This is a genomic window from Campylobacter sp. BCW_4332 (assembly GCF_001763175.1).
In the GTDB taxonomy this organism is placed as follows: Bacteria; Campylobacterota; Campylobacteria; order Campylobacterales; family Campylobacteraceae; genus Campylobacter_D; species Campylobacter_D jejuni.
The window spans coordinates 20,193-44,158 of sequence record NZ_MJYF01000050.1; the positions used below are offsets into that span (position 1 = coordinate 20,193).

The 23,966-nt window shown below is 30.6% G+C and carries 20 protein-coding genes, 1 other RNA gene and 2 pseudogenes; 8 read left to right on the top strand and 15 right to left on the bottom strand.

The window, feature by feature from the left end:
* Positions 1 to 3: 3 nt before the first annotated feature.
* From AJN64_RS05350 to typA, 3 genes are all read right to left on the bottom strand, one after another.
* Entirely contained in the window at positions 4 to 1,047 is a 1,044-nt protein-coding gene (locus AJN64_RS05350) for a c-type cytochrome (protein WP_002871423.1), read from the bottom strand.
* Positions 1,048 to 1,223: 176 nt separating this feature from the next.
* Positions 1,224 to 1,871, bottom strand: coding sequence for a poly(A) polymerase (locus AJN64_RS05355; protein WP_070292778.1), 648 nt, complete (start codon positions 1,869 to 1,871; stop codon positions 1,224 to 1,226).
* Positions 1,871 to 3,679, bottom strand: coding sequence for a translational GTPase TypA (gene typA / locus AJN64_RS05360; RefSeq protein ID WP_002799607.1), 1,809 nt, complete (start codon positions 3,677 to 3,679; stop codon positions 1,871 to 1,873). The genes AJN64_RS05355 and typA overlap by 1 nt, the downstream gene beginning before the upstream one ends.
* Before the next feature lie 134 nt (positions 3,680 to 3,813).
* Here typA and AJN64_RS05365 point away from each other — a divergent pair, with 134 nt between their 5' ends.
* Genes AJN64_RS05365 through AJN64_RS05380 form a run of 4 tightly spaced genes read left to right on the top strand, consistent with a single transcriptional unit; the run spans position 3,814 to position 8,595 of the window.
* On the top strand, positions 3,814 to 4,137 hold the full coding sequence (locus AJN64_RS05365) for a hypothetical protein (RefSeq protein WP_002868349.1): 324 nt from the start codon (positions 3,814 to 3,816) through the stop codon (positions 4,135 to 4,137).
* A gap of 17 nt (positions 4,138 to 4,154) precedes the next feature.
* Positions 4,155 to 6,017 (top strand): flagellar hook-length control protein FliK, encoded by a 1,863-nt coding sequence (locus AJN64_RS05370; protein ID WP_074498169.1) that lies wholly within the window; start codon positions 4,155 to 4,157, stop codon positions 6,015 to 6,017.
* Positions 6,018 to 6,075: 58 nt separating this feature from the next.
* A complete protein-coding gene (locus AJN64_RS05375) occupies positions 6,076 to 6,954 on the top strand; it encodes a flagellar basal body rod modification protein (protein WP_002860891.1) in 879 nt (292 codons plus the stop codon).
* A gap of 3 nt (positions 6,955 to 6,957) precedes the next feature.
* Positions 6,958 to 8,595 (top strand): flagellar hook-basal body complex protein, encoded by a 1,638-nt coding sequence (locus AJN64_RS05380; protein ID WP_070292779.1) that lies wholly within the window; start codon positions 6,958 to 6,960, stop codon positions 8,593 to 8,595.
* Between the two features lie 3 nt (positions 8,596 to 8,598).
* On the opposite strand, the gene AJN64_RS05385 is transcribed toward AJN64_RS05380, so the two are convergent.
* On the bottom strand, positions 8,599 to 10,470 hold the full coding sequence (locus AJN64_RS05385) for a flagellar assembly protein A (RefSeq protein WP_070292792.1): 1,872 nt from the start codon (positions 10,468 to 10,470) through the stop codon (positions 8,599 to 8,601).
* A 2-nt stretch (positions 10,471 to 10,472) separates the two neighbouring features.
* A complete protein-coding gene (locus tag AJN64_RS05390; RefSeq protein ID WP_002860894.1) occupies positions 10,473 to 11,150 on the bottom strand; it encodes a hemerythrin family protein in 678 nt (225 codons plus the stop codon).
* Between the two features lie 190 nt (positions 11,151 to 11,340).
* Here AJN64_RS05390 and ffs point away from each other — a divergent pair.
* Positions 11,341 to 11,438: signal recognition particle sRNA small type (gene ffs / locus AJN64_RS05395), an RNA gene on the top strand.
* Between the two features lie 189 nt (positions 11,439 to 11,627).
* Positions 11,628 to 13,438, top strand: a pseudogene (locus AJN64_RS05400) (DASS family sodium-coupled anion symporter).
* Between the two features lie 27 nt (positions 13,439 to 13,465).
* Here the strand turns inward: AJN64_RS05400 and mnmA are convergent.
* The 4 genes from mnmA to AJN64_RS05420 form a co-directional block, all read right to left on the bottom strand.
* A complete protein-coding gene (gene mnmA, locus AJN64_RS05405; RefSeq protein ID WP_052858887.1) occupies positions 13,466 to 14,482 on the bottom strand; it encodes a tRNA 2-thiouridine(34) synthase MnmA in 1,017 nt (338 codons plus the stop codon).
* On the bottom strand, positions 14,482 to 15,087 hold the full coding sequence (locus AJN64_RS05410; protein WP_070292780.1) for a TIGR00730 family Rossman fold protein: 606 nt from the start codon (positions 15,085 to 15,087) through the stop codon (positions 14,482 to 14,484). Before AJN64_RS05410 ends, mnmA begins: the two co-directional genes overlap by 1 nt.
* Positions 15,088 to 15,207: 120 nt before the next feature.
* Complete coding sequence (locus AJN64_RS05415) at positions 15,208 to 16,398, bottom strand: Cj0814 family flagellar-dependent secreted protein (RefSeq protein WP_070292781.1); 1,191 nt, start codon at positions 16,396 to 16,398, stop codon at positions 15,208 to 15,210.
* A gap of 69 nt (positions 16,399 to 16,467) precedes the next feature.
* The gene (locus tag AJN64_RS05420) at positions 16,468 to 17,064 is read right to left on the bottom strand and encodes a bacteriocin (protein ID WP_070292782.1); all 597 of its coding nucleotides are present in this window, start codon (positions 17,062 to 17,064) and stop codon (positions 16,468 to 16,470) included.
* Positions 17,065 to 17,193: 129 nt separating this feature from the next.
* Between AJN64_RS05420 and AJN64_RS05425 the strand changes: the two are divergent.
* Both AJN64_RS05425 and AJN64_RS05430 read left to right on the top strand, forming a co-directional pair.
* Positions 17,194 to 18,049 (top strand): annotated as a pseudogene (locus AJN64_RS05425) (hypothetical protein).
* Positions 18,034 to 18,633 (top strand): C39 family peptidase, encoded by a 600-nt coding sequence (locus tag AJN64_RS05430; protein WP_070292784.1) that lies wholly within the window; start codon positions 18,034 to 18,036, stop codon positions 18,631 to 18,633. The pseudogene AJN64_RS05425 and the gene AJN64_RS05430 overlap by 16 nt, the downstream one beginning before the upstream one ends.
* Before the next feature lie 48 nt (positions 18,634 to 18,681).
* Here AJN64_RS05430 and fliY read toward each other — a convergent pair whose 3' ends face one another.
* The 6 genes from fliY to flhF are packed head-to-tail and all read right to left on the bottom strand — an operon-like array spanning position 18,682 to position 23,961.
* Positions 18,682 to 19,524 (bottom strand): flagellar motor switch protein FliY, encoded by an 843-nt coding sequence (gene fliY, locus AJN64_RS05435; RefSeq protein WP_070283800.1) that lies wholly within the window; start codon positions 19,522 to 19,524, stop codon positions 18,682 to 18,684.
* Complete coding sequence (gene fliM, locus AJN64_RS05440) at positions 19,521 to 20,600, bottom strand: flagellar motor switch protein FliM (RefSeq protein WP_002851710.1); 1,080 nt, start codon at positions 20,598 to 20,600, stop codon at positions 19,521 to 19,523. Before fliM ends, fliY begins: the two co-directional genes overlap by 4 nt.
* Complete coding sequence (locus AJN64_RS05445) at positions 20,600 to 21,292, bottom strand: RNA polymerase sigma factor FliA (protein ID WP_002871494.1); 693 nt, start codon at positions 21,290 to 21,292, stop codon at positions 20,600 to 20,602. Before AJN64_RS05445 ends, fliM begins: the two co-directional genes overlap by 1 nt.
* Positions 21,273 to 21,629 (bottom strand): hypothetical protein, encoded by a 357-nt coding sequence (locus tag AJN64_RS05450; protein WP_002854547.1) that lies wholly within the window; start codon positions 21,627 to 21,629, stop codon positions 21,273 to 21,275. The genes AJN64_RS05445 and AJN64_RS05450 overlap by 20 nt, the downstream gene beginning before the upstream one ends.
* A gap of 18 nt (positions 21,630 to 21,647) precedes the next feature.
* Positions 21,648 to 22,514, bottom strand: coding sequence for a flagella biosynthesis ATPase FlhG (gene flhG, locus AJN64_RS05455; protein WP_052858893.1), 867 nt, complete (start codon positions 22,512 to 22,514; stop codon positions 21,648 to 21,650).
* On the bottom strand, positions 22,507 to 23,961 hold the full coding sequence (gene flhF / locus AJN64_RS05460; protein ID WP_070292785.1) for a flagellar biosynthesis protein FlhF: 1,455 nt from the start codon (positions 23,959 to 23,961) through the stop codon (positions 22,507 to 22,509). The genes flhG and flhF overlap by 8 nt, the downstream gene beginning before the upstream one ends.
* Positions 23,962 to 23,966: the final 5 nt, after the last annotated feature.

A 23,966-nucleotide genomic window follows, 5' to 3' on the forward strand; every position in this document is an offset into this window, starting at 1 on the left:
TAATCATTCTCCTGGGAAGTGATTTGGATTTTTCCAAGGTCCGTATTTTACTTTTATGTATTCTTTAGGGTCTAAATTTTGTTGCGGTGAGGCAAAATACTCAGGTTTTAATGATGGGGATTTGCTATAAGCTGTATCAAGTCCTGCACGATTTTCTGTAGTGGTTATAGGCATTCTTACAAAACCTGTATTGACATAAGCTGCTATATCTAGCGCATCTTCATCGCTTAATATAGGATTATCCGCACTCGCACCAAAAGGCATGGCTGATTTTAAAAATCTTGCTAAAAATGGTATCATAGCCATGTGTCCACCATCAGGATAGATAAGTAAAGATGGATATAAATGTCCGCTACCTTGTTCGTAATTATCATTTTTTACCCCAAGTCCTCTTTCGCCATGGCAAGCAACACAATTTTCTTCAAAGAGCTTTTTCCCACGCACAGGGTCAGCTGGGCGATTTGGAAAATTCATCTTAGCAAAAAAATCTCCTTCAAGTTTTACGCCGTCTTTGATACCATAAGCTTCTTTTAGCCATTTAAAATAAGCTAAAATTGCTTTCATTTCTTTAGAATCATTAGGAAATCTATGAGAGTCAGTTCCGCCCATTCCGCGAATTCTATCTTCAACAGAGATGATTTTCATCGTTTCTATATCAAGTCTTGGATAATTGTTTAGGACATTTAAAAATGGAATAACATATTTTTTTGTCCCTGGTAAACCATTGCCGTCATTGTCCATGTGACAGGAAATACAATTTACTTCGTTGCTTGTCTTTTTTAGCTTGCTATAGGGTCCTAGAGTGCTTTCTGTCTTGCTTAAAAGCTTTATGCCATAACGGATTAAATCCCCTTGCTTGCCTTTTGGAACATCATTGATGCTTAAATTTTTATTTGGCCATTCTTGCACAGGTCTTTTAGAAAGTTCCTTAAAATACTCTACTCCTTCCTTGTCGCTTAATTCTTCTCCTACTTTGTAATCACTCACGCTTTTAGCGCTAAGACTCAAACTAAGACATAAACCAAGCAATAAAATGTGTTTTTTCATGATTTTCCTCCTTTTTATTTGTAGTTCAAATTGATTTTAATGTATTTTTTCTTAAATATTAAGCATAATAAGAATAATTTAAATAAAATTAAATTTTAAAGTGTTACTAAAAGTAATATATTTTAAAGTATATAATTAATATTTATTAAAATTTTATGATATTAACTTTATGTTAGTTATTTAAATAGTTTATTTTTTATAGAGTTTAGATTTTCTTCTAGATTTTTGAAATTGTTTTCTAAATCTTTTTTTATATCTATAAAGAAAGGATTGCTTAAAGTAGCGATAAGATAATGATTTTCTTTAGAAAAGATATGATTTAAAGTGAACTTTTTATCTTGAAGTTTGATATAAATTTGGTCTTCGTTTTCAAAGCTAGGATTTTTGTTTGCACTTAAAATTTTGAGTAAAATTCCGCAAAAAAAGCGTTTGTTTTCGTCCAAAAACTGAATATCGTAAATTTTAAAATCCTTAAATTCAAAGCAGTTTTGACTTTTAAATTCTTTCAAATCCTTTGTAAGTCCTAGTTTTAAAAAGTCTTTTTGGCTTAAACTTTGCTTTTTAAATTTCGCCCCAAAACGACGCAAAAATAAATTTAAAGCGTCAATTTGTAATTCTTTTTGTGCGAGTTTTAGTTTTTTGGCTGTAAAACGAAAGAAAAAAATACCTACAAAAACAGCTAAAATTACTGCAATTAAGGAATCTCTTATAAAAACAAAGGCTAAAAAGCCTACAAGCAAGGCTTCGATAATGCTTAGGAATTTTAAGATCCCTAAGCGTTTAAGTATATAAAGTCTATTATTTTCTAAGCTTTTTAAATCCATTAAGATTTTGCTTTTTCCATTCTTTTTCTTTGAGTTGGATCAAGATAGCGTTTGCGAACACGCACATTTACAGGCGTAACTTCTACAAGTTCATCTTCTTCTATCCACTCTAAAGCTCTTTCAAGGCTTAATTTTCTAGGTGGTACAAGCTTGATTGCATCATCGCTTCCGCTTGCTCTTACATTGGTAAGATTCTTTCCTTTGATAGGATTAACATCTAAATCATTTGGACGAGAGTGCTCACCTATAATCATACCGGTATAAACTTTAGTTTGAGGCTCTATGAAAAGCACTCCACGCTCTTGAAGGTTAAACAAAGAATACCCTAAAGCTACGCCATTTTCCATAGAAATTAACGCTCCATTGTTACGCTTTTCAACCGCACCACTAAAAGGACGGAATTCTAAAAAACTATGATTCATCACGCCTTCGCCTTTAGTATCGGTTAAAAACTGGCTTCTAAAACCTATAAGTCCGCGTGCTGGAATTTCAAACTCAAGTCTTGTTTGTCCATCGCCTGTTGGTGCCATAGTTTTCATTTCAGCTTTTCTTTTGCCAAGTTTTTCTATTACCGCACCACTAAATTCCTCAGGTACATCGATAACTAAATGTTCAAAAGGTTCTGTTTTAACCCCATCTTCAACCTTTACGATAACTTCAGGTCTTCCCATGCAAAACTCAAAACCTTCACGACGCATATTTTCAGCTAAAATAGTGATTTGAAGTTCACCCCTACCGCTTACTTTAAATTTACCTTCGCCTGTGCTTTCGTATTTCATAGCGATATTAGTTTTCATTTCAGCTTCTAAGCGTTCAGCGATTTTATTTGAAGTTACATGTTTTCCTTCAGTTCCTGCTAATGGGCCATCATTTACAGAAAATACTATACTTAAAGTCGGCTCTTCAATGTGCAAAGGATCAAGTGGCATAGGATTGTTTGGATCTACAACGCTATCACCCACATCTAAAGCTTCAAAACCTGCTATAGCTACGATATCTCCACTTCCTGCTTCTTCAATATCCATTTTTTCTAAGCCCATAAAGCCAATGAGTTTTGAAATTCTACCATTTACTTTGGTGCCATCAGCTTTTGCAAGCATTACGCTTTGGTTTTTCTTCACAACCCCATTGAAAATTCTAGCAATGCCTATTTTACCTACAAAATTATCATACCCTAAAGTGAAAACTTGAAGTTGTAAAGGATTGTCATTTGTGCCACTTGGTGCTGGAACGCGTTCAAGTATGGTTTTAAAAAGTGGCTCCATATTATCACTTTCATCGTTTAGATCAAGCTTAGCATAACCATTTTTTGCTGCAGCATAAACTATGGCAAAGTCAAGTTGCTCATCGTTTGCATCTAGGGCTACAAAAAGATCAAAAATTTCATTGATCACTCTTTCAGGATCAGCAGCTGGTTTGTCGATTTTGTTGATTACAACTATAGGTTTAAGCCCTAAAGATAAAGCTTTTTTAACCACGAATTTAGTTTGTGGCATAACGCCTTCTTGAGCATCCACCAAAAGCAAAACTCCATCAATCATTTTTAAAACGCGTTCTACTTCTCCGCCAAAATCAGCATGCCCTGGAGTATCTATGATGTTGATTTTTGTACCTTTGTAATTGATCGCTGTGTTTTTTGAAAGTATGGTAATGCCACGTTCTTTTTCTATATCGTTGCTATCCATAACGCGTTCTGAAATTTGTTCTCTTTCGCTAAAGGTGCCTGATTGTTTTAATAATTCATCTACCATAGTGGTTTTACCATGGTCAACGTGAGCTATAACTGCTATATTTCTAATGTTTTCCAAATTTTCTTCTCCAAAGCTAAATTTTTAAAAGCTTAGATTATACAAAAATTTAACTTAAACTACAAAGTATCAAAACTTGGAACACTTCTTGCTTCAAAAACTTATGAAATTAAAATTTTAAAAAGGAAGTTAAAATGTCAAAACCATTAAATGAAGAGATTTTTGTTGAATTTAAAAGTGATTTAGCTGAGAGAAAAAATGAAGTTTTGCTTCAAGTTTTAGAACTTTTAGAAACTTTTAGATCAGATAAAAACGAAAAAATGGCAAGAATTTCAAGCGAGCTTACAGAAATTTTAGAAAATGAAGAAAATTTAGAGAAAATTTTAAATGCTAAAAATTTAGAAGAGCTTTTAAATATCTTAACTGCTTTAAATGAAGATAAGATGATTAAAGTATATGAAGATTCTTATTTGAAAGAAAAATTTCCTAATGTAATGGTAGATAAATTTTTAAAATAATTTTTTTTGAAGGAAAAGTGATGTCAAATTTAGCTCCGCAAAATGATGTTTTAAATCTTACGCCGAGTAAAACTTCTACTACTAGCAGTTCTTTTAGTAAAACCAGTAAAAATAAAGAACATGAAAGTAGCGATAGCAAAAATTCAACTAAAGATGATACGGAGAGTTTTTTAAATTCTTTGCTTAATTCTATCGATGAAACCAATGAATTTTTACCTGATCATATGAAGATCAGCCAAAAAGAAGTTGTTAATGAAGCGATGAATAGACTTCAAAAAGGAGCTTTTGATGAGAGTGATAAGATAAGCATTTTCGAATCTGCTTCTTTTATGCAAATTCTTTCTTTGTTGGATAAGCTAAAAACAGATACAGCAGATGTTAAACTGGCAAATCTTTCTACTCAACTTTCAAGTCTTATCAAAACAGAGGCTAATTTTAATGCTTTAAAAGGCGCATCAAATCTTAGTGAGCTTTTGGATATAGCTAAAGATCTGGGCTTAAATGTAAAAAATATTAAAGTAGATCGTCTTCTTGATCTTAAAGCAACTTTTCCAAATTTAGATAAGGCTGATTTTTTTAAAGGTGCTGTGGATAATGTTTTTAAAGAAATCATCAATAATAAAATTTCCAATATGAGTAAAAATTTAAATCACAATTTACAAAATACAACTCATACTACAAGCACTCATTCTACGCAAAAAGCAAATTCTAAAGATAGCGGTTCTTTGCTTTCTCAAACTTTAAAAAATTTAGATTCCATGCTTTCATCCAAAGAAAGCAAACACGAAAAAAATGATAAAGTTAAATCAAAAATAGAAGAAGATACCACAGATGTTAAAAATACTTTAAAAAATATCAAAAATGATGAGTTTGCAAAAAATTTAACAGAAGAGTTAAATATAAAAGATAAAAAAAACCAAGATAATTTAAATAAAGATAACACAAAAGATGCAAAAAATAATGAGCAAATAAAAAAAGATGAAAAAGAATTAAACAACCTAAATAAAGAAAGCAAAGACTTAAACAAAGATTTTAATAAAGAGTTAAATAAAAATCAAGAAAAAAACAATTTAAATCAAGAGAATATACAAGATCAAAATAAAAATTTAAAGAGCAATAATCAAAATTTAAATCTTGATAAAAATTCAAATCAAGAAATTGTCAAAGATGCTCAGAATTTAGTTTCAAATTTAACACAAAAAGATTTTAGTTTAAATAAAGAGCCTAAAAACAACAACAAAGAAAATAAAGATATAAAACAGAATTTCTTTGATCAAAAATTAAATTTTGAAAATTTAAATAAAACTCAAGCAGTTCAAAACAAAGAGAATAATGCTAATTTTAACAACAATACCAATAAAGAAACTTTTACTCAAGAGCAAACAAAAACGCACAGTGAAAATGTAGATAAAAATAATTTAGATGACTTAAATTCTTTAGTCAAAGATTTAAGTAAAGTAACACAAAACAATGCTCGCAATATCACGCCTAAAGAGACTTTGCAGTATTTTTCACAAGATTTAAAAGAGGCTGTAGATCAATATAAAGCACCTATCACTAAGCTCAGTATCACTCTAAATCCTAATAATCTTGGAGAAGTGGAAGTAACTTTGATACAAAGAGGTAATAACCTTCATATCAATTTCAACTCCAATACCAATGCAATGAATTTGTTTATCCAAAATCAAGTCGAGTTTAAAAATTCTCTTGTAAATATGGGATTTACTGGACTTGAAATGAATTTTAGTGATCAAGGTAAAAGAGAGCAAAATCAAAATCAAGGAAAAAATCGTAGTGGATATGGTTTTAAAGATGCTTTAGATGGAAAAAATGAAAGTGAAAAAGTCAATCTAGAGCTTGTTTTAGCGAAGTATTTCTAAGTTGGAACACTTATTGCTTTTAATTAAAAAAGACTGAATGTAAAAAAAGGATTTTATCATGGCGACAACAAATTGGAATAGCAATCTTAACTGGACAAATACTGCTAATACTAACCAAACAAGCAACAAGGATACGAAAGTGGATAATTCATCTAGTAGCAATAGCTCCGGTGTGGTTAGTAATCCAAATGCTACTTTAGACAAAGATGCGTTTTTAAAACTTCTTTTGATAGAGCTTCAACATCAAGATCCAACAGATCCTATGGATAGTGATAAAATGCTTACACAAACCTCACAGCTTAGTGCACTTGAAATGCAACAAAATACCAATACAACTATGCAAAAAATGGTTGAAACTATGGAAAAACTTTCCAATTCTTTTAGCACGAGCATGAGTACTGCAGCAGTGGGAGCTATAGGAAAAATGGCTACGGTAAATGAAAACAAAGTCAAATTAACAGGCGCAGATGAGGTTATTGCACTAAAAATGTATTTGCCTGAAGATTCGGATGATAAAGGAATCACCTTAGAGGTTTATGATAAAAATAATAAGTTGGTATTTAGTGAAAAAAGTAATGAGGGAAAAGAAGTATCAAAAGGTTTATTTACATTAGAGTGGCCTGGTAGAAATAATGATGGTGTTTATGCTGGGGATGGAGAGTATAGTGTTAAAGTGGTTTATAATAATAAAAACGGGGAAAAGATCACTGCAAATTATGGAACTTATCCTATAGAGGGTATTAAATTTGTTGATGGGATTGCTTATGCAAAAATGGGTGGTCAATATGTAAGTTTTGATGATATTGGTGAAATTAGTGATTATAAACTTGGTTCATCTTCAACTTCCGTTGGAGATAGTTCAGGTGGAGACTCAAGTGATGGAGATTCTTCTAATTCTGGATCTACAGAAGAAGGCGACAAAGAGGAAAAGGCATAAGCCATGATGAATTCATTTTATAATGGAATTTCTGGAGTTAAAACAAATAGTTTTGGTATTGATATTTATGCAAATAATATAGCTAATGTTAATACTACAGGTTTTAAGTATTCTGATGCTCAATTTAAAGATATTTTTTATAGCACCATAACCACTCAATCAACTAATCCTGCTCAAGGTGGATATGGCTCAGGATCAGCTTCTTCTAATGTGGTTTTTGAGCAAGGTTCTCTTGTGGCAAGCGATAGCGAATTTGATGTGGCTTTACAAGGAAAAGGATTTTTTGGGGTTTTGGGAGCGGATGGTAATGCTTACTATACTAGAAATGGATCGTTTAAAAGAGATGCAAATGGATATTTGGTAGATTCTTATGGAAATTTTGTTTTAGGAACAATGAACCCTGCTTTTACCGGTATCAACTATAGCGATAGGGTTGCGGGGCTTATGGGGGATTATCTTAACACAGGAACTCCGGTAAATAATGGTTTTACCGTAAATTCAAATAATTCTTTCGGTATAGGCACAACTGCTTCTCAAGGGGCTATTAAAGTACCTGTGAATATGTATTTACCTCCTCAAGTAACTCAAAATGTAAAATGGAGTGGAAGTTTAAATACTAACACAACAACAGAAGTGGTCAAAGTAGATCTTGATCTTGGTAAATTTAACATTACAAAAACCGAAGATGGAAAATATGTAGTTAGCGGTAGTGTTAGCAAAGAAGATGTGTTTAGTGCTAAAGTGGGTGATAGGATCATTTTAAATTTCACTGACGATAATGGCGTAAAAAAAAGCTTTGAAGCAACTTTAGATGAAAATCTTAATTTTAAAAGCAATGAGCTTGATTTAAAGGGTTTGGATGAAAATAGCATCAAGCTTGATACAGCTCAAATTTCAACAGAACAACAAAAAGCCAATAAAGATATTTTAGAATCCCCTATTTATAATGCAGATGGAAGTAAAAGTACTTTAAGGGTTACGCTTGAAAGGGTTTTGCCGCAAGAAGGCGATAATATACAATATAAAGCCATTGCCCAAATTTATGATTCTAATGGCAATGCCGTAGGCAATCCAACTGAAGGAAATATGGTTTTTGATAAAAATGGTGCTTTGCTTCAAAACAATATTACAAGCATTGCAAACCCAAATGGCGGAACAATTAATATTGATTTAGGCTCTCCTTATGATGCTAATAAACCTGGTTCGGGTTATAGTGGGATTTATATTAAAGAAGGCGTTGAAAAAAATGTAGTTACACAGCAAGATGGTGTAGCCGAAGGATTTTTTAAACAATATGATATATCTGATGATGGAAGTATTGTAGCACAATTTAGCAATGGTAAAAATGCTATAGTTGGAAAGCTTGCTTTATATAATTTTATCAATGAGCAAGGATTGGCTGCTATGGGCGATAATATCTTTGCTGCAACAGCTAATAGTGGTGAAGCAAGTTTTATTATGAAAAATGGACAGATTGTTAATACAGCCAAATTTAAAGGCGGATTCTTAGAACAATCTAATGTTGATTTAAGCGTAGAGCTTTCAAATCTTATAGTAACTCAAAAAGCCTTTGATGCAAGCTCAAAAAGCATTACCACAAGCGATCAAATGATACAAAAGGCTATTAATATGAAAAGATAATTTTTAGGAATTATCTTTTTCTAGTTTTTCAAAAATAATTTTAATTTCTTCTATATCGCTTTCGCTATAATCATGACTTGATTTAATATAGCTTGCTTGTTGCCCTTTTTCAAGGTATAAAACCTTTTCATAGTCTTTTAAATTTATTTGATGCTTTAGTTCAAGCTCGGTGTTTGTTTTAGGATAAAATTTTAAAAAATTATCCTCTCCAATATTTTCGGCTTTTATGTATATTTTTACATTATAAACCATTTCATCTAAAAAATTTAGCTTTGCGTCAATATGATATTTTAATTTTATAAGTTTTTTATACAAGACACTAAGATGATTATATTTTTTTATGATATCACGATAAAGATTTGAAAATTTCATATCTATAGCATTAAGTTTTTCAGTTTTTTGAAGTTTGATAATCTTGATTTGATTTTTGATTAGATAATCATAGTAATTTTGCATTTGACTTATGATATTATCAAGTTTACTCTTTGTTTTAAGGCTTAAATTTGTAAGATTTTCAGTTTCTGAGTTTGATTTATTGTTAATAAAATCTAGTGGAGAAATTACAATATTATTTTTAAATTTTATATTATTTGTTATGATTAGATTTTTTTTGGGATATAAGATATTATCTGCTAATAAATTGCAAATATAAATATTTTCTGCTTCTATTTTTCCACCCATGCAGTTTTCAACAAATACATTTTTGGCTATAACTATCCCGTTTTCTAAATTTTTTATATACACAGTATCAGCTTGCAAAGTTCCTTTGTGTGTTGTAATAAAAATATCTTGTGCAAAAATTTCGCTTTTTCCATGAGTTAGGCCTTTGATGCTGATATTTCTTCCATAAAGTTTTGTCGCTCCAATGCTTCCATTTACTTTTATGTCTGAAGCTTGAACATTTACAATGCCTGATTTAACAGCATCATCATTTATATCAAAATTAGTGATTTCTAAGTTTATATTTTCATCAGTATTTGTTTTGATTGAACCGGTTGTTTTAAGTCCTACTTGTGATAATTTTAAATTATTTGTAACGCTATATCCTGATCGGTCTTTATTTAAAAATCCATAATTTGCACTAAAATATTTAATTCTATCTTCTAGTTCTTCTGTATAAATGCTTTCATCTTTTATGATAAAAGGATTATCAAAAAAAGCTATTGGATTTAAATGAAGGATTTCTCCTCTTAAATTTCTACCTTCTTTTCCAAGAATTCTATAAATGTATTCAAAAAGTAGCTCATTTTTTTCAATAGGTTTGCAGTAGCTTCCTTCATCATAGCTAATATTTTCGTCAAAACATTCTTCGTTAACATCTCTATGATAAATAATTTCATCACTTTTATGTTCAATCTTATCTACACCTTTGGCAATTTCAAGCTCTATTTCTTTAATAGATGGACTTTTTTGTATTGATAAGATAAAATCATCAATCTTGTCAAATAAATTTTTATCAAGTCTTAAGATTAAAAATTTTTGTTTGATCATTACTTTATAAATATTTTGTAAAATATCAAATTTTAAATTTGGATAGTATTTAAAATTATCCAAAAAATTAATATTGACCTTAAGATAAGTTAAACTAGGATTAGATTTAAGCTTAACCACGAAACAGTTTTTTTGTGTTTTTGGATAAATTTCTATAAGAAATTTTTGCACCATGGTATTGTAATTTTTTACAAAAAAATCATCCGCATAAAATAAGTCAAAATCCTTTCTTTCATAAGTTTTTGTTTTTACTGGTTTTATATTAGAACACAGAAGTTTAAAATCTATAATTCTAAAATCAAGAATTTGATCTGTGCTGGCTTGTTCATATTTTAAACTTTCAAAAGGATTGAAAGTTTCTAAAGTTTTTATTTCATAGCTCATCATTACACTCCTATGTTTTCGAGGATATGATTTAACATTTCATAATTTTGATTTAAATCAATATGATCTAAATGCACTAAAATTTGTCCACATTTTTCACATTTTAAAGTATTTTCTTTGCTAACAAGTTCTTCGTGTATGGTTTGTGGAACTGCATGAGTACGCAAATAACAGTTGCAAATATAATCATAGGTTTTTTCAGTCTTTAAATCTTGCCTAATCGATTTTAATTTTATGTATTGCTCTAGATTATAATGAATCTCTTGAAGATGTAGAGCTTTTTTTGTGAAGTTAGCTATCCATAAATCTTCAATAGCAAAATGATCTAAAATCCAATCTTTGGTCAATGTTGAAAGTTCAAATGACATTTTAACAATATCATTTGAGTGTTCTAAAAGTTCTTTAGTCTTTTTTAATAATATTTGATGAGATTTTCTATGTTCTTCAATTAAAGGAAAATCAATGCTTTCCATAAATTTTTCTTCATCTTTGAAATGAATTTTTACATATTGGAATAACTTTGTAAGAATTTGTTTTAAATCATTTTTGTGTTGCACATCATTATCTTGAATTTTTAAAGCTAAATCGTTTGCAATTTCAGCAATTTCAAAAATTAGTTCGTGTTGTTTATCTAATTGTATGTTTTTAATGCTAAAATCTTTACTCCATTTGATTTCCATGATTTTTCCTTAAAAATTTATATAATATATCTATATAATCGTATTTCCTTGAAAAAAACAATAATTTTGCAAATTAAATTTAAAAATTTATATAAAATATAACCAATTTGTTACATATTTATACATTTTTATATTTAGTTTTTATAGCTCAACACTTTTTAAGTATATTATGATATAATTTCTTTGCCTTTTCTTAGACCTGTGCAATGCTATTTTTAAGCACCGCTTCAGGGTGGGAACACAGCAGAGCACTTGATTTTAGTGTGTGCCGCAGTTATCTGGGGAAGGGTTTTCTTCATTTAAAATTCCCTATTTATTTTTCAATTAGACTAGCTTCTTTATAAAGTAAAAATTATGTATATTTGTAACAATAAATTAAAAATTTATTTAAAAATTATAATTTTAAGATTTATTAAAATATTAGTTAACTAGAATTTAAGCATTGCAAATTACATTACCAATATCAAAGGATAAACAATGGATAGAAAGAAAATTCCCTTGTTGGTGCTGTGTATTTTAATTGCAGCTGTGTTTTGGCTTATACCTACTCCTGTAGGTTTGGAAGATAATTCTTGGCATTTTCTTGGGCTTTTTATTGCTGTGATTATGGCAGTGATTTTACAAGTAATGCCTTTGGGGGCTGTTTGTATGGTAGCTATTGCCATAGTAGCTCTTAGCGGCATTACCACTACCCAAAGTTCTGTGCGTGCTACACATATAAAAACTCTTGAGGGAATTGTTTTAAGAGATAATTCTAATATCTATAAAACAACTATGGATGAGGCAGTTGAAGCCACTATTTTGCAGGCTTTAATCAATGCTAATATAAGTAGAAATTTAAAAGCAAAAGTTAATGAAATTTTAAAATCAAGCACAGATATAAATTACCAGATTGAAAATCTAAGTAAAATTTACACCAAGGCTACTTCAAAAACTTCTACGCAACAACTTATTGATGAGACTAAAATTTCAGCTTTAAATACTTTAGCACTTGATTTTTTATCTCAAAAGAGTATAGATGAAAAGGTAAATACTGCTATATCAAATTTAAAATCTAAAACAGGTATAAAAGATGCTTTAAGTGGTTTTTCAAATTCTCTTATTTGGCTTATAGTGATTTCTATTATTGTGGCTCGTGGAGTTATTAAAACAGGACTTGGAGAGCGTTTGGCTTATCATTTTATCAGTATTTTTGGTAAAAAAACCTTAGGTATTGCTTATTCTATAGCTTTTTGTGAAACCATTTTAGCTCCAGTTACTCCTTCAAATACTGCAAGAGCAGGGGCTATCATAAATCCTATAGTTCAAGCTATTGCAAGAAGTTTTAAATCCACTCCTGAAGATGGAACGCAAAATAAAATAGGCACTTATCTTTCTTTGGTAAATTATCAAGCTAATCCTATTTCATCAGCTATGTTTATTACAGCTACAGCTCCAAATCCTTTGGTGGTTGATCTTATAGCACAAGCTACAAATTTAGAAGTGCATTTAACTTGGGGGCAATGGGCTTTAGGAATGTTTTTACCTGGTATAGCTGCTATGCTTTTGATGCCTTTGGTGCTTTATTTTCTCTCTCCACCAGAAATTAAATCCACGCCTAATGCTTCCACTTTTGCTAAAGATAAATTGAAAGAACTTGGAAAAATGAAAAATAGTGAAAAAATCATGCTCAGTGTTTTTGTCTTGCTTTTGCTTTTATGGGCTGGGACTTTTGGTTTGCTTTTTGGAATTTCTCTTGATGCGACTAGCGTGGCTTTGCTTGGGTTGTCTTTGGTGTTGATTAGTGGAGTTTTAACTTTTGGGGAAGTTTTGGCTGAAAAAGCTGCTTGGAATACTTTAGTATGGTTTTCAGCTCTTGTAATGATGGCAACTTTGCTTGGCAAACTTGGTGTTACTCAGTTTTTAGCTGAAGCTTTAGGTGAATTTGCTTCTGCTATGGGACTTGGGGAAATTTCTATTATGATATTTTTAAGCCTTGCTTTTTTATATACGCACTATTTCTTTGCTTCTACTACAGCTCATATATCAGCAATGTTTTTTGTTTTTTATAGCGCAGGGCTTGCCTTAGGAACACCACCACTTCTTTATGCTTTTATTATGATAGCTTCAGGTAATGTTATGATGGCATTAACTCACTATGCAACAGGAACAGCTCCTGTTATTTTTGGAACAGGCTATGTAACTCTTAAAAAATGGTGGAGTATAGGTTTTGTGATTTCCATAGTTGATATAGTAGTGAGATGATAGCTGTTGGACTTATTTGGTGGAAAATTTTAGGATTTTATTAATAATTTCTAGGAATTAATTCCTAGAAATTATTCTATAAAACCGCTTGCTATGACTTTATCATGATCATAAAAGACTGCCATTTGTCCGCTAGCAAGTCCATAAACAGGATTTTTTAGAGTGATTTTTGCACTTTTATCTTCATAAATTTCTACCTTGCAAGGTGTAGATTTTGAGCGATAGCGGATTTTTACTTCGCAATCAAGCTCTTTAGCGTCTATAAAAAGATTGATATTTTTTAGCTTAAATTCACTGATTTTAAGTTCTTCTTTGGTTCCTACGATGATTTGATTTTGCTTAGGATTGATTTTTAAAACAAAATGTGGCTCATGTGCCCCACGCACTTCAAAGCCTCTTCTTTTGCCTATGGTATAGTGCATATAGCCCTCATGTTTGCCTACTACTTTTCCGCTACTATCTAATACTTCTCCAGGAATTTTTGTATCCATAAACTGATCTAAAACTTGCACATAAGTATCTTCAACAAAGCAAATTTCAGAACTTTCCTTTTGAGTGGCAAAAGATTTTAAAACCTCTATAGTGGAAGCAAATTTTTTCACATCTTCTTTTTTCATTTCGCCTAGCGGAAAAATAAGATATTTTAAAGCTTCTTTATCTGCACTAGCTAAAAAATAGCTTTGATCCTTGCTTTCATCTACTGCGGTTTTTATTAAGTTGTTTTCAAGTCTTGCATAATGCCCTGTGGCAAGTTTTTCACAACCTAAACTTTTAGCAAATTCTAAAAGTTTTCCAAGTTTGATAAAACGGTTGCATAAAGCGCAAGGATTTGGTGTTTTACCCTCTTTATAAGTATCTACAAAAGGCATATAAACTTTGTTTTTAAAATCTTCTTGTAAGTCTAAAATATGATAAGGAATTTGCAAAAAGTTTGCAACTTTTTCTACTTTTTTGATATTTTCTTCGTGGTAATTTGGCTTGCCATGAAGCTTCATATAACAACCTATAACTTCATGACCTAAATTTTTAAGTTTATAAGCAGTGACTGTACTATCAACTCCACCGCTCATAGCGACTAGAATTTTCATTAAATTTCCTTTAAAGTATTAATTATAAAATCCAAGTCGTCAGTGATTTTATACTTTAACTCATCTCCTTTAGAAATCACTTCAAGTTTGAGTAAAGAATTTCTGACGAACTCATCAAAACCTCGCCAAAATTCACTCCCAAACAAAATAATAGGAACATCTTTTTTAAATTCTAATTGTTTTAATGTAAGAATTTCACACAATTCATCAAGTGTTCCAAAGCCGCCTGGGAAGATCACAAAAGCTAGACTCTTTTTAATAAGAGCCATTTTGCGTATGGCTAAGCTCTCAAAAGTAATATTATATTCTACAAAATCATTAAGTTTTTGCTCGTGAGGTAAAAATATATTAAACCCTACAGAACTCATTGAATTTGTATTATTTTTTTGTGAAAAAGCACCTTCGTTGGCTGCACGCATAATACCACCACCTCCACCACTTATCACACAAAAACCATTTTGAACACATTTTTGTGCCAAAATTTTAGCCTGCTGATAATAAAAATTATCTTCTTTAAGTCTTGCTGAACCAAAAAAAGTTACGGCATTTTTTAGGTTTGGTATGTTAGCAAATTTTTCTAAATCTTGGCTTATTTTTTCATTCATTTTTCAACCTTTAGTTAAAATAAATTCCATTCTAGCTAAAAATTTATAATAAGTTCTTTATTATATAAGTTTTAATAGGTTTATTTTATTAAGATTAGGAATTTAAAGACTTTTAAATCTTTAAGCCTTAATATCTATACTTTTTGGTGTAGAATTTAAAGAAAGGATTTTATTAAATTCTCCTGTATCATCATCACTAAATTTCATACTAAAAAGAAGTTCTAATTCTTTACTAGTACTAAATTTATCTTCTAATAGTTTTTTTACAAGTTCGTTTCTTATATTATCATCTTTGTAAGTTTCTTTGTTTTTACTTTCTGCTTGTATAGGTTTAAAAGGCTTTTCTTTGCCTTCTTCTGAAGTTTCTTTGTTATTTGTATTTTTTAAAGGATTGCTATAATCTACACCTTTTGCCTTTTCTGCTTCTTCTAGTGATTTTACAAACTCATCGTGTCTTTGTTTAAAATCAAGATATTTGGTTTTAAATTCTTCTAGGCTCATATTAGAATTAATAAGCTTATTGTATTCATCTCCTAAATTCTTAATAGTTTTTATTAGTTTATCATCTCCTAAATTTTTAGCTCTATTTATATAATTCCATATTGATAAACTATCTCCCATGGGATTGCCCCAGCCATCTTGCTCGTAGGAATATTTTAAAGGATTTTTATTCATAAAGGACAAAAATTCTTTTATTTCATCGTTGTCCGTATCGCTATTAAGTCCAGCTAATTTACCCAGTAAGGTTGTTTGTCCTTTAATTGTGCTAAGATTATTTATAAAAAACGCAATTAAAGCACCACCTTTAGATATTTTGTTATCATGTATTTGATATTTATTAGAACCCAAATCTGCTATATTTTCATCAGTAAGCTTCCAAATGAAAGCATTATCGCTTTGTAATTCTTGCCAATAATTTACCCCATCTTTTTGGGATAGATTTTTTAAATCCTGTTCTTGAAAGCTTTCTCCTAATCCCTTATCTTTAACAAAAGAAGAAAAAGAGTTATAAGCATTTCCTATTGTTTTAGCAATATCTATTTGAGAGTAAAAAGGTTGTCTTTTAATAAAGTTATTTACAAAATTATTTAAACCATCTGCATAAATCTTATAATCTTTTGGCAAGCCTGCTGCTTCGTTGAAATCACTTGTAAAAAAGCCCTCTTTATCTACGCCATAGCCTAAGATTTTATCTACTGCTTGTGATTTATCACTTACAAGGTTATTATTTGCTATGGCATTAGATGATTTTGTATTTGAGGTATTATTTGTGTAATTGTAGTTTGAATAAGAATTTATACCATTAATCATTTTTGCCTTCCTGTAAGTAAAGTTTTATTTATAAGATAAATCGGCAAAAATGATTTTTTCATAAGTTTTTTATCTTCTAGCTCTAGCGGTCCAGCCACCAAGTTGACTTTCCATATATTCTTTATACTTATTAGCCATTTCTTTAATAATCATATTGTTATTTAACATTGAGCTAGAATTAAATTTATACATTTGATAAGTATTTGGATTATAAGCACCTGCCCCATAAGTGAAAAGCACATAAGGTTGTCCTAAGTCAGAAACTTTTACTTGTCTTTTAACAATGTAAGTAGGAAGCAAAGAGAGCGAGTTTTGTGTTACTTGCAAAAATGTTATTAATCTATTTTTACTAGGATTTGACCAAGATGTTTGATCTATGCCACAAAGTCCTTGTGGTGCATTAGTATTCCCTTTAAGATAATTTGCTATATATTGTAATTCTCCTTGCTCATATTTTGCTATTGCATACATTTCTGTTATATTTATGATAGGAACAACGCTATACCCACCCTTAACTTGTTTCATCTCATCTAAATTAAGAGCTTTAACCCCTTGAGAATTATCACTTAAAGCACCATTACTAACTTTAGCTAAAAAATCCCCAGCAAAAGCAGAACTTGCCAACAAAGAACCTAAAATCAATGAACTTGCTAATTTTTTAAACATAATTTCCCTTATTTAATTATTTTTACTCTTTATTTGAATAATATCGCAAATTATATATTAAAATCAATTTTTTTTATTTGGAACATTCATTGCTTTTAAAAAAATTTGAAAATATTTAGAAAGGCAACAATGAAAAAGATTTGTTTAAGTATTTATGGTTTTAGTTAATTGTGTTTTTGCTAGCGATGAACTAAATATAGACAGTTTATTTAAAAAGCAAATAGGCTTAAGAAGCATTACAAGCTTTTCTTTACTTAGCACAGGAAACGCAAACTCGTATTCTCTTTATCCTAATATAACAATAGGCGGAGATCCTACAATTTGGAATGATACAAAGCAAGTGTTTTTAACTCAAACTTTCATTTATACCCTAACACCTAAGTTTGACATACTTATTTCAGGGGGCGGAAGTTATGCAAGACAAGAATATACAAACTTTTTTACAAATGAGTATTCTAGTAAAAACAGAATAGGTTTTGATAGTTTATGGCTAGGTTTTATTTATACAGGCGATAGCATTGCAGATTTAATTCCACAAATTACCTTTCAAACTGCAGTCGTTCAAAGAGAAAAAGCAATCAATCAAACCAAAAACTTTTATCTGAAATCACAAAGCTTACAAGCTAGTTTAAGGGGATATAGCGATCCTGTAGTTTATAGTATTTATACAGGATTTGGTTATAATCAATCAAGAAAATTTAAAACCCTTAAAATAGAGTATGGAAATAGTATTTATGTGGGCGGGGATTTATCTATTATTCTAAGTCCTAAAATTACTTTAGATTTAGGAGCAGAGCAAAGATTTCAAATGAAACAAAAAATCAATGGCTATCAAAATTCTGAAGTGCGTTCTATTCCAACTTTAAGTTTAGGTTCTACTTATAGCATTAATTTAGATACCGCAGTTTCTGTTAATGCTAGTTTTGGAGGAAGCTCTGCTTCTCCTGATAGCATATTTGGGATAAGCTTATGGAAAAAATTCTAAAAATTTTATTATTTTTACCCATTCTTGCTTTGAGTGCAAAAGCCGAATGGGTGGTTAAGTCTTGTCAAGAAATTAAAAACGAAAGAGTAATAAGACAAACTTATGAGCAATCTTGTGGGGCTTCATCTTTAGCAACTTTACTTAATATACTTGATGATCAAAAAAAGTTTGATGAACTTGAACTTTTAAAGATTATGAGCGGACAAGAACTTTATACGGATATGGCAAGCTTTGCAGATTTAAGCGATGCAGTTAAAAAACTGGGCTTTCAAAGCAATTCATATCAAATCAATAGAGAAAACTTGGATAAACTTGTAAATATTCCAATGCTTGTAAAAATTGAAGATGATCCACGCTTTCCACATTTTGTTATAATTATCAATCATAAAGGTAATTATTTACAAGTGCTTGATCCAAGTCATGGAGAATATATAAGTTCTAAAAGTCAATTTTTTAGTATTTGGGATAGATATAATAAAGGTGGTTATGCTTTAATTGTTGCTCCTAAAAAAGAGCTAAAACCTTTTAAATTAAATACTCCAAAATCTTTACATTTTGATTTCAGCCCTTTTAGTTTGTTTTAGTTTTAATTCGTTTATATTTATTATTCTTAATTTGTAGGCTAAAACTTTTTATCTTAGTTGTTCTAATCTTTCTTTTTTAGAACCAATTTCTGTAATTTGAACGCCGAAGTTACCATCGACAATTACTACCTCGCCATAAGCAATTCTTTTATCTCCGATTAAAATTTCAAGCGGATCGTTTGCAAGTTGATTAAGCTCCACAACTGAACCTATATCCATAGTTAAAACATCTTTTAAAAGCATTTTTTTATTGCCTATACGCACACGCACAGGCAAACGAACATCCATGATAAGATTGATATTTTTAAGTTCTTCGCTAAGCATTATCGCTTTTTCTTCAGCGTTGTGATTAGAATCAGTGCTTGTATTTCCTGTTTCAGCAGGTTTCCCGCTTAGGATGTTATGGAGTGTTTGATCCATGGCTAAAGAAACTTGTTCTTCTAAATCGCCTATTTTTACATCATATAAAAATAATTTTTTAAAATCTTTAAAATCTACGCTTTCAGGCACAAATTCACAAGATTCTATACTAAAATCCATTTTTGGAATGTCTTTTTGGGCTCCTAAGGTTGTAGAAAATGCTGAAATGATGTTTTGGATAGCTTCTTTAGCTGCATCCATTTCATCAGGACCTAGTTTATCGTTTTTGGTGATCTCTTCTTCACCCATCATCCATTCACCAATAGCACTCATTAAAATAGCACCGGCTAAAATTCCTATTTTTCCACCATTTGCTATATCAAATATAGCATACACTAAAGGTGCTTTTAAAGTATCACTTGCATTGACATCAAATTCTTTATATTCGCTAAATTCAGCACTTTTTCCTGTTAAACCTTCAATGGTGCTGATGCATTCATTTGTAAACATTTTTAAAAAATCATTGATCATATTTCTTCATCCTCCTCTTCAGGCTCATCATAAACACTAGCTTTAGCTTTACGTTCTTCTTCGTATTTTTCCAAAATTTCTTTGATTTCATCTTTATCTGTGCGTATGAGTTCTAAAATTTTAATAGATTTTCTAAAACGATGCAATCCAATTTGTGCTAAGAAAACATCTTTTTTATCGATGCTTACTATAGCTTTATCATCTGCTTCTCTATCAAGCCTTAAAATATCGCCTTGTTTAAGTTCTAAAAATTCATGAACATTAATTAAGGTTTTTCCTAAAATTGCCTCATATACCACTTCAGCACGACCGATTAAAGTTTTAAGTTCTTTGTTACGTGATTTTTTGGCTGAGGTTTCACCCATCATAATATCGCGGTTTGCTAAACGGCTTAATATACTTTCTAAATGTACTACAGGATAGCAGATATTTACCATACCGCTTGAATTTCCTATGATGATTTCCATTACCACCATGATAACAATCTCATTTTGAGATACGATTTGCACAACATTTGGACTTGATTCTTTAGCTTCTATACTAGGATAAATTTCAGTTACCGTAGCCCAGCTTTCTTTAAGTCTTTGCATAATGATACGCAAAATAGAATCAAGCAAATTAAGCTCAATATCCGTAAGCTCACGCGAAGCTTCATAGCTATCGCCTTGACCACCTAAAAGCCTGTCTATCATAGGAAAAGCTATGCTTGGATTGATTTCTAAAACACAGTTTCCATCTAAAGGTTTGATAGAAAAAACGTTAAAACTTGTTGGGCTTGGCAAAGACATTAAAAACTCTCCATAAGTCATCTGATCGACTGAATGAAGTTTAGTTTCAACAATACTTCTCATCATCGATGAAATTTGAGAGGCTAAATTTCTTGCCAATTTATCATGTATGCCTTTAATCGTCCTAAGTTGTTCTTTTGAAACTCTGTTTGGACGCTTAAAATCGTATACAACGATATTTCTTTCATCTTTTTCATCTTTTGAATTTGAGGCTATGGGTGTGTCGGTGTTATCATCAACAACTTCAAGCAGGGCATCAATTTCTTCTTGGGAAAGTATCTCAGCCATTACATTAGCCTTTCTCTAAGTTTTTTAAGAAGTTTTTTGTGAATTTGTGAAATTCTACTTTCACTGATTTGTAAAATTTCACTGATTTCTTTTAGGCTTAATTCTTCATAATAATAAAGCTGAATGATTAACTGATCGCGCTCTTTAAGATCATCTAGCACTTCGTGAATTTTTTCTAAAAGTTCTTCTTTTTCAATTTTTTCTAAAGTATTGTCTTCGTTGTAAAGTTCGATTTGCTCATCGATGGGCAGGGTATAGCTAATAGCATGAGCTGTTCTTACTTCTTTGATTTTTTCTACATCCAAATCAAGTTTTTTGGCTAGATATTCATCATCAGGTTCGCATTCATGCTCAAGGAAATATTCATCCATGATTACATCAATATCTTTAATAATTTTGCGATTATTGCGACTCATTACATCAAGACTTCTAAGATAATCAAGCATAGAGCCATTAACTCTTTTTCTTGCAAAACCCCAGAAGTTATCATTTTGTTCTTTATCGTAACGGCGTGAAAGCTTTATCATTTCTTCAACGCCTATGCTAATAAGATCATTAACATCTATGCTTGAAGGCAAGCGTTCTTTTAGTCTAAAAGCCATAGCACGCAGAGCTGGCATGTAAGAAAGCACAAGCTCATCTTGCTCTTTCTTTAGCATTTGTGCATAAGCTTTAGGCGGCTCTTTTAGCATTTCTTCGTCTTTCTTTGGATTCATTTTTCTTTAGCTCTTCTCTTTCTTCATTGAGCTTTTCTAAAATTATATCCATTTTCTTTTCACGAATAACTAAATCGTTGATAATATTATTGCTAGTTTTTTCATAATCGTGTTTATTAAAGATTCTACCGCTAATTTTCTTTACATCTATAAAATTCATAATGGCAATATGAACAAAAACATAAAACATAAAAGTAATAAAACAAGTAAAAATCAGTATATCAAAGGCTTCATCTATACTAATAATGCTAAATGCAAGTCCTATAAAAAATCCACAAACAGTAAAAAATGCTACGTAATTTTCTGGCCTCATAATCTCTTCTCTTTATTGCTAAAATCTTTCAATAATTTTTCTAAAAAAACTTGAAAAACTACGATTTGAAACATTATCAAGCACTTTCCGTTCCAATCTATATAAAAGCTTGGAAGCTAGGGCTTTAAGCTCATCACTTGAGGCTGTGTTTTCATCGCTAAATAAAGTTCTTTTTTTAATACTACCACTTACATCTTTAGAAGCACTTAAATGACCTAAGAATTCTAAATTTAAAGGATTTTTAATGTTTGCATCTGCAACTTTTTTAATATTTTCAAACACTTTTAAAGCTTCATTTTCGTTTTTTACAACATTAAAGAGCATTAGTAAATTTTCTTTTGTCTTAGAAGTTGTTTTTATGGTTGCATACGCATCAGTGATTGCTGCAGGATCAGGAACAGTTACTACTATAACTTCATCAGCCATTTCTAAAAAATTTAAAATATTTCCACCAATACCCGCGCCTGTGTCGATAATAAGAAAATCAAGCTCATCTAAAATACTTGCTTGATTTAAAAATCTCTCGTAAATATTTTTATCATTATATTTTAAAATCTCATCTCCACTTTCGCCTGGGATGAGCCATAAATTTGGCTTAACTTCTATTAAAATGTCTTCCAAGGAGCATTCTCCGCGTAAAACATGTAAAAGATTTTTTTGTATGCGTACATTTAAAATGACATCCAAATTTGCCAAGCCAATATCAGCATCAAAAAGCCCAACTTTATAGCCATTATTTGCTAAAACATTGGCTAGATTTGCGCTAATCGTACTTTTTCCAACGCCACCTTTTCCACTTGTAATAGCTATAAAATGAGTGTTTTGGGATTTTTTGGTTCCATTTTGACTCATGAGATTGTGAAGTTTATTTGCTTGGTTATTCATTATTTTTTCCTTTGTTAAACCCTTCTAAAATACAATGAACTAGAAAATCACTATTGGCTACTTCTAAATCATCTGGCACTTCTTGTCCTGTAGAGAAAAAGCTTAGAGGAATATTTGTTTCATAAATAAGAGAGAAGATATTTCCAAAAACCTTTGTTTCATCAAATTTAGTAATAATCAAAGTATCAATATTTAAGAATGAAAAATTTTTATAAATTTCCATTAAATCTTCATGTTTGGTGTTTGCAGAAACCACTAAATTTACATCAATTTCTGCATTTGAGTGCATTAAAAATTCTTTAGTTTTAGCAAGTTTACTTTGATCGTATTGTGAATTTCCTATAGTATCAACTAAAATTACTTCGCAATTATTTAAGCTTTTTATCGCTTCATCTAAATCCTTTGGTTCTATGCTATCAATAATAGGAAGTTTCATCATTTTTGCATACTGAAAAAGTTGCTCAACCGCACCGATTCTATAAGTATCAAGCGTAATAATACCTGTTTTATAACGCTTATCTCCATAAGCATAGCGAAAAGCTAACTTAGCTAAGGTTGTTGTTTTTCCGACTCCTGTTGGGCCCACTAGCATCATGATTTTTTGTTTTTTTATATCGCTTTCAACGCGACAAGGCAAGATATTTCTTAAAAGTGAATGAAAATATCTTTGAACCGCATCTTTGTTGGTTTTCATAGCAGCTGGCATATTTTCTATAGTTGCCTTCATAATCGCTTCTAGATGATTTTCAAGCATTCCACTTTCTTTGGCTTGTTTATAAATACTTGCAAATTCAGGAGGTATCATAAGATTTTTTCTAGCTTCGGCTTTATCGTCCCACATCATATCTGCAAGAAGATCTATTTTATCGTTAAGCTTGTTGATTTGTTTTTCAAATTGCTTTTCAAAATTTTCTATTTTTTTATTATAATTTAGATTAGGGGTGTAATTTTCTAAAGGTGTGTTTGTGACTTTAGAAATTTCATTACTAACTTCACTTAGTTTTTCTTTAAAATCATCAAAGCCTAGAGTCTTATTTTGATGAGGGTTGATTTTGTTTTGTGGAAAATCTTGATAGGTTTTTTTAGTTAAGTCATTGTTTTTTACAGTGTTTAAATTTGTATTTAAGCGAGTGTTTGAGAAATCCAAGACTACATCTTCATCTTCTTGAGGGATTTGAGATCTAATTTTTTCTTCTGTAAGAGAGGTAGAAGATGGTTTTGGCGAGCTTTTTTTTGCAGGTAAAGATTTTCCTTGTTTTTTTAAGTGTTCTTCATAGTCGCTTTCTTCTATGGCTACCATAACCTCATAAAGCGCACTGCGATTTAAGGTTTTAGGACGAATTTGTTTATTTGTTATAATTAAAGCTTTATCTCCGTAATCTTCTTTTACTTTGGGTATAATTTGTTCTGTATCTTCAACAGTAAAAGTATGTATAAGTTGTCCCATTTATA

Bases quoted from the DNA above. Each gene is read 5' to 3' on its own strand.
- AJN64_RS05350 (WP_002871423.1), bottom strand. From the start codon at position 1,047: ATGAAAAAACACATTTTATTGCTTGGTTTATGTCTTAGTTTGAGTCTT.
- AJN64_RS05355 (WP_070292778.1), bottom strand. From the start codon at position 1,871: ATGGATTTAAAAAGCTTAGAAAATAATAGACTTTATATACTTAAACGC.
- AJN64_RS05365 (WP_002868349.1), top strand. From the start codon at position 3,814: ATGTCAAAACCATTAAATGAAGAGATTTTTGTTGAATTTAAAAGTGAT.
- AJN64_RS05375 (WP_002860891.1), top strand. From the start codon at position 6,076: ATGGCGACAACAAATTGGAATAGCAATCTTAACTGGACAAATACTGCT.
- AJN64_RS05380 (WP_070292779.1), top strand. From the start codon at position 6,958: ATGATGAATTCATTTTATAATGGAATTTCTGGAGTTAAAACAAATAGT.
- AJN64_RS05385 (WP_070292792.1), bottom strand. From the start codon at position 10,470: ATGAGCTATGAAATAAAAACTTTAGAAACTTTCAATCCTTTTGAAAGT.
- AJN64_RS05390 (WP_002860894.1), bottom strand. From the start codon at position 11,150: ATGGAAATCAAATGGAGTAAAGATTTTAGCATTAAAAACATACAATTA.
- mnmA (WP_052858887.1), bottom strand. From the start codon at position 14,482: ATGAAAATTCTAGTCGCTATGAGCGGTGGAGTTGATAGTACAGTCACT.
- AJN64_RS05410 (WP_070292780.1), bottom strand. From the start codon at position 15,087: ATGAATGAAAAAATAAGCCAAGATTTAGAAAAATTTGCTAACATACCA.
- AJN64_RS05415 (WP_070292781.1), bottom strand. From the start codon at position 16,398: ATGATTAATGGTATAAATTCTTATTCAAACTACAATTACACAAATAAT.
- AJN64_RS05420 (WP_070292782.1), bottom strand. From the start codon at position 17,064: ATGTTTAAAAAATTAGCAAGTTCATTGATTTTAGGTTCTTTGTTGGCA.
- AJN64_RS05430 (WP_070292784.1), top strand. From the start codon at position 18,034: ATGGAAAAAATTCTAAAAATTTTATTATTTTTACCCATTCTTGCTTTG.
- fliY (WP_070283800.1), bottom strand. From the start codon at position 19,524: ATGATCAATGATTTTTTAAAAATGTTTACAAATGAATGCATCAGCACC.
- fliM (WP_002851710.1), bottom strand. From the start codon at position 20,600: ATGGCTGAGATACTTTCCCAAGAAGAAATTGATGCCCTGCTTGAAGTT.
- AJN64_RS05445 (WP_002871494.1), bottom strand. From the start codon at position 21,292: ATGCTAAAAGAGCCGCCTAAAGCTTATGCACAAATGCTAAAGAAAGAG.
- AJN64_RS05450 (WP_002854547.1), bottom strand. From the start codon at position 21,629: ATGAGGCCAGAAAATTACGTAGCATTTTTTACTGTTTGTGGATTTTTT.
- flhG (WP_052858893.1), bottom strand. From the start codon at position 22,514: ATGAATAACCAAGCAAATAAACTTCACAATCTCATGAGTCAAAATGGA.
- flhF (WP_070292785.1), bottom strand. From the start codon at position 23,961: ATGGGACAACTTATACATACTTTTACTGTTGAAGATACAGAACAAATT.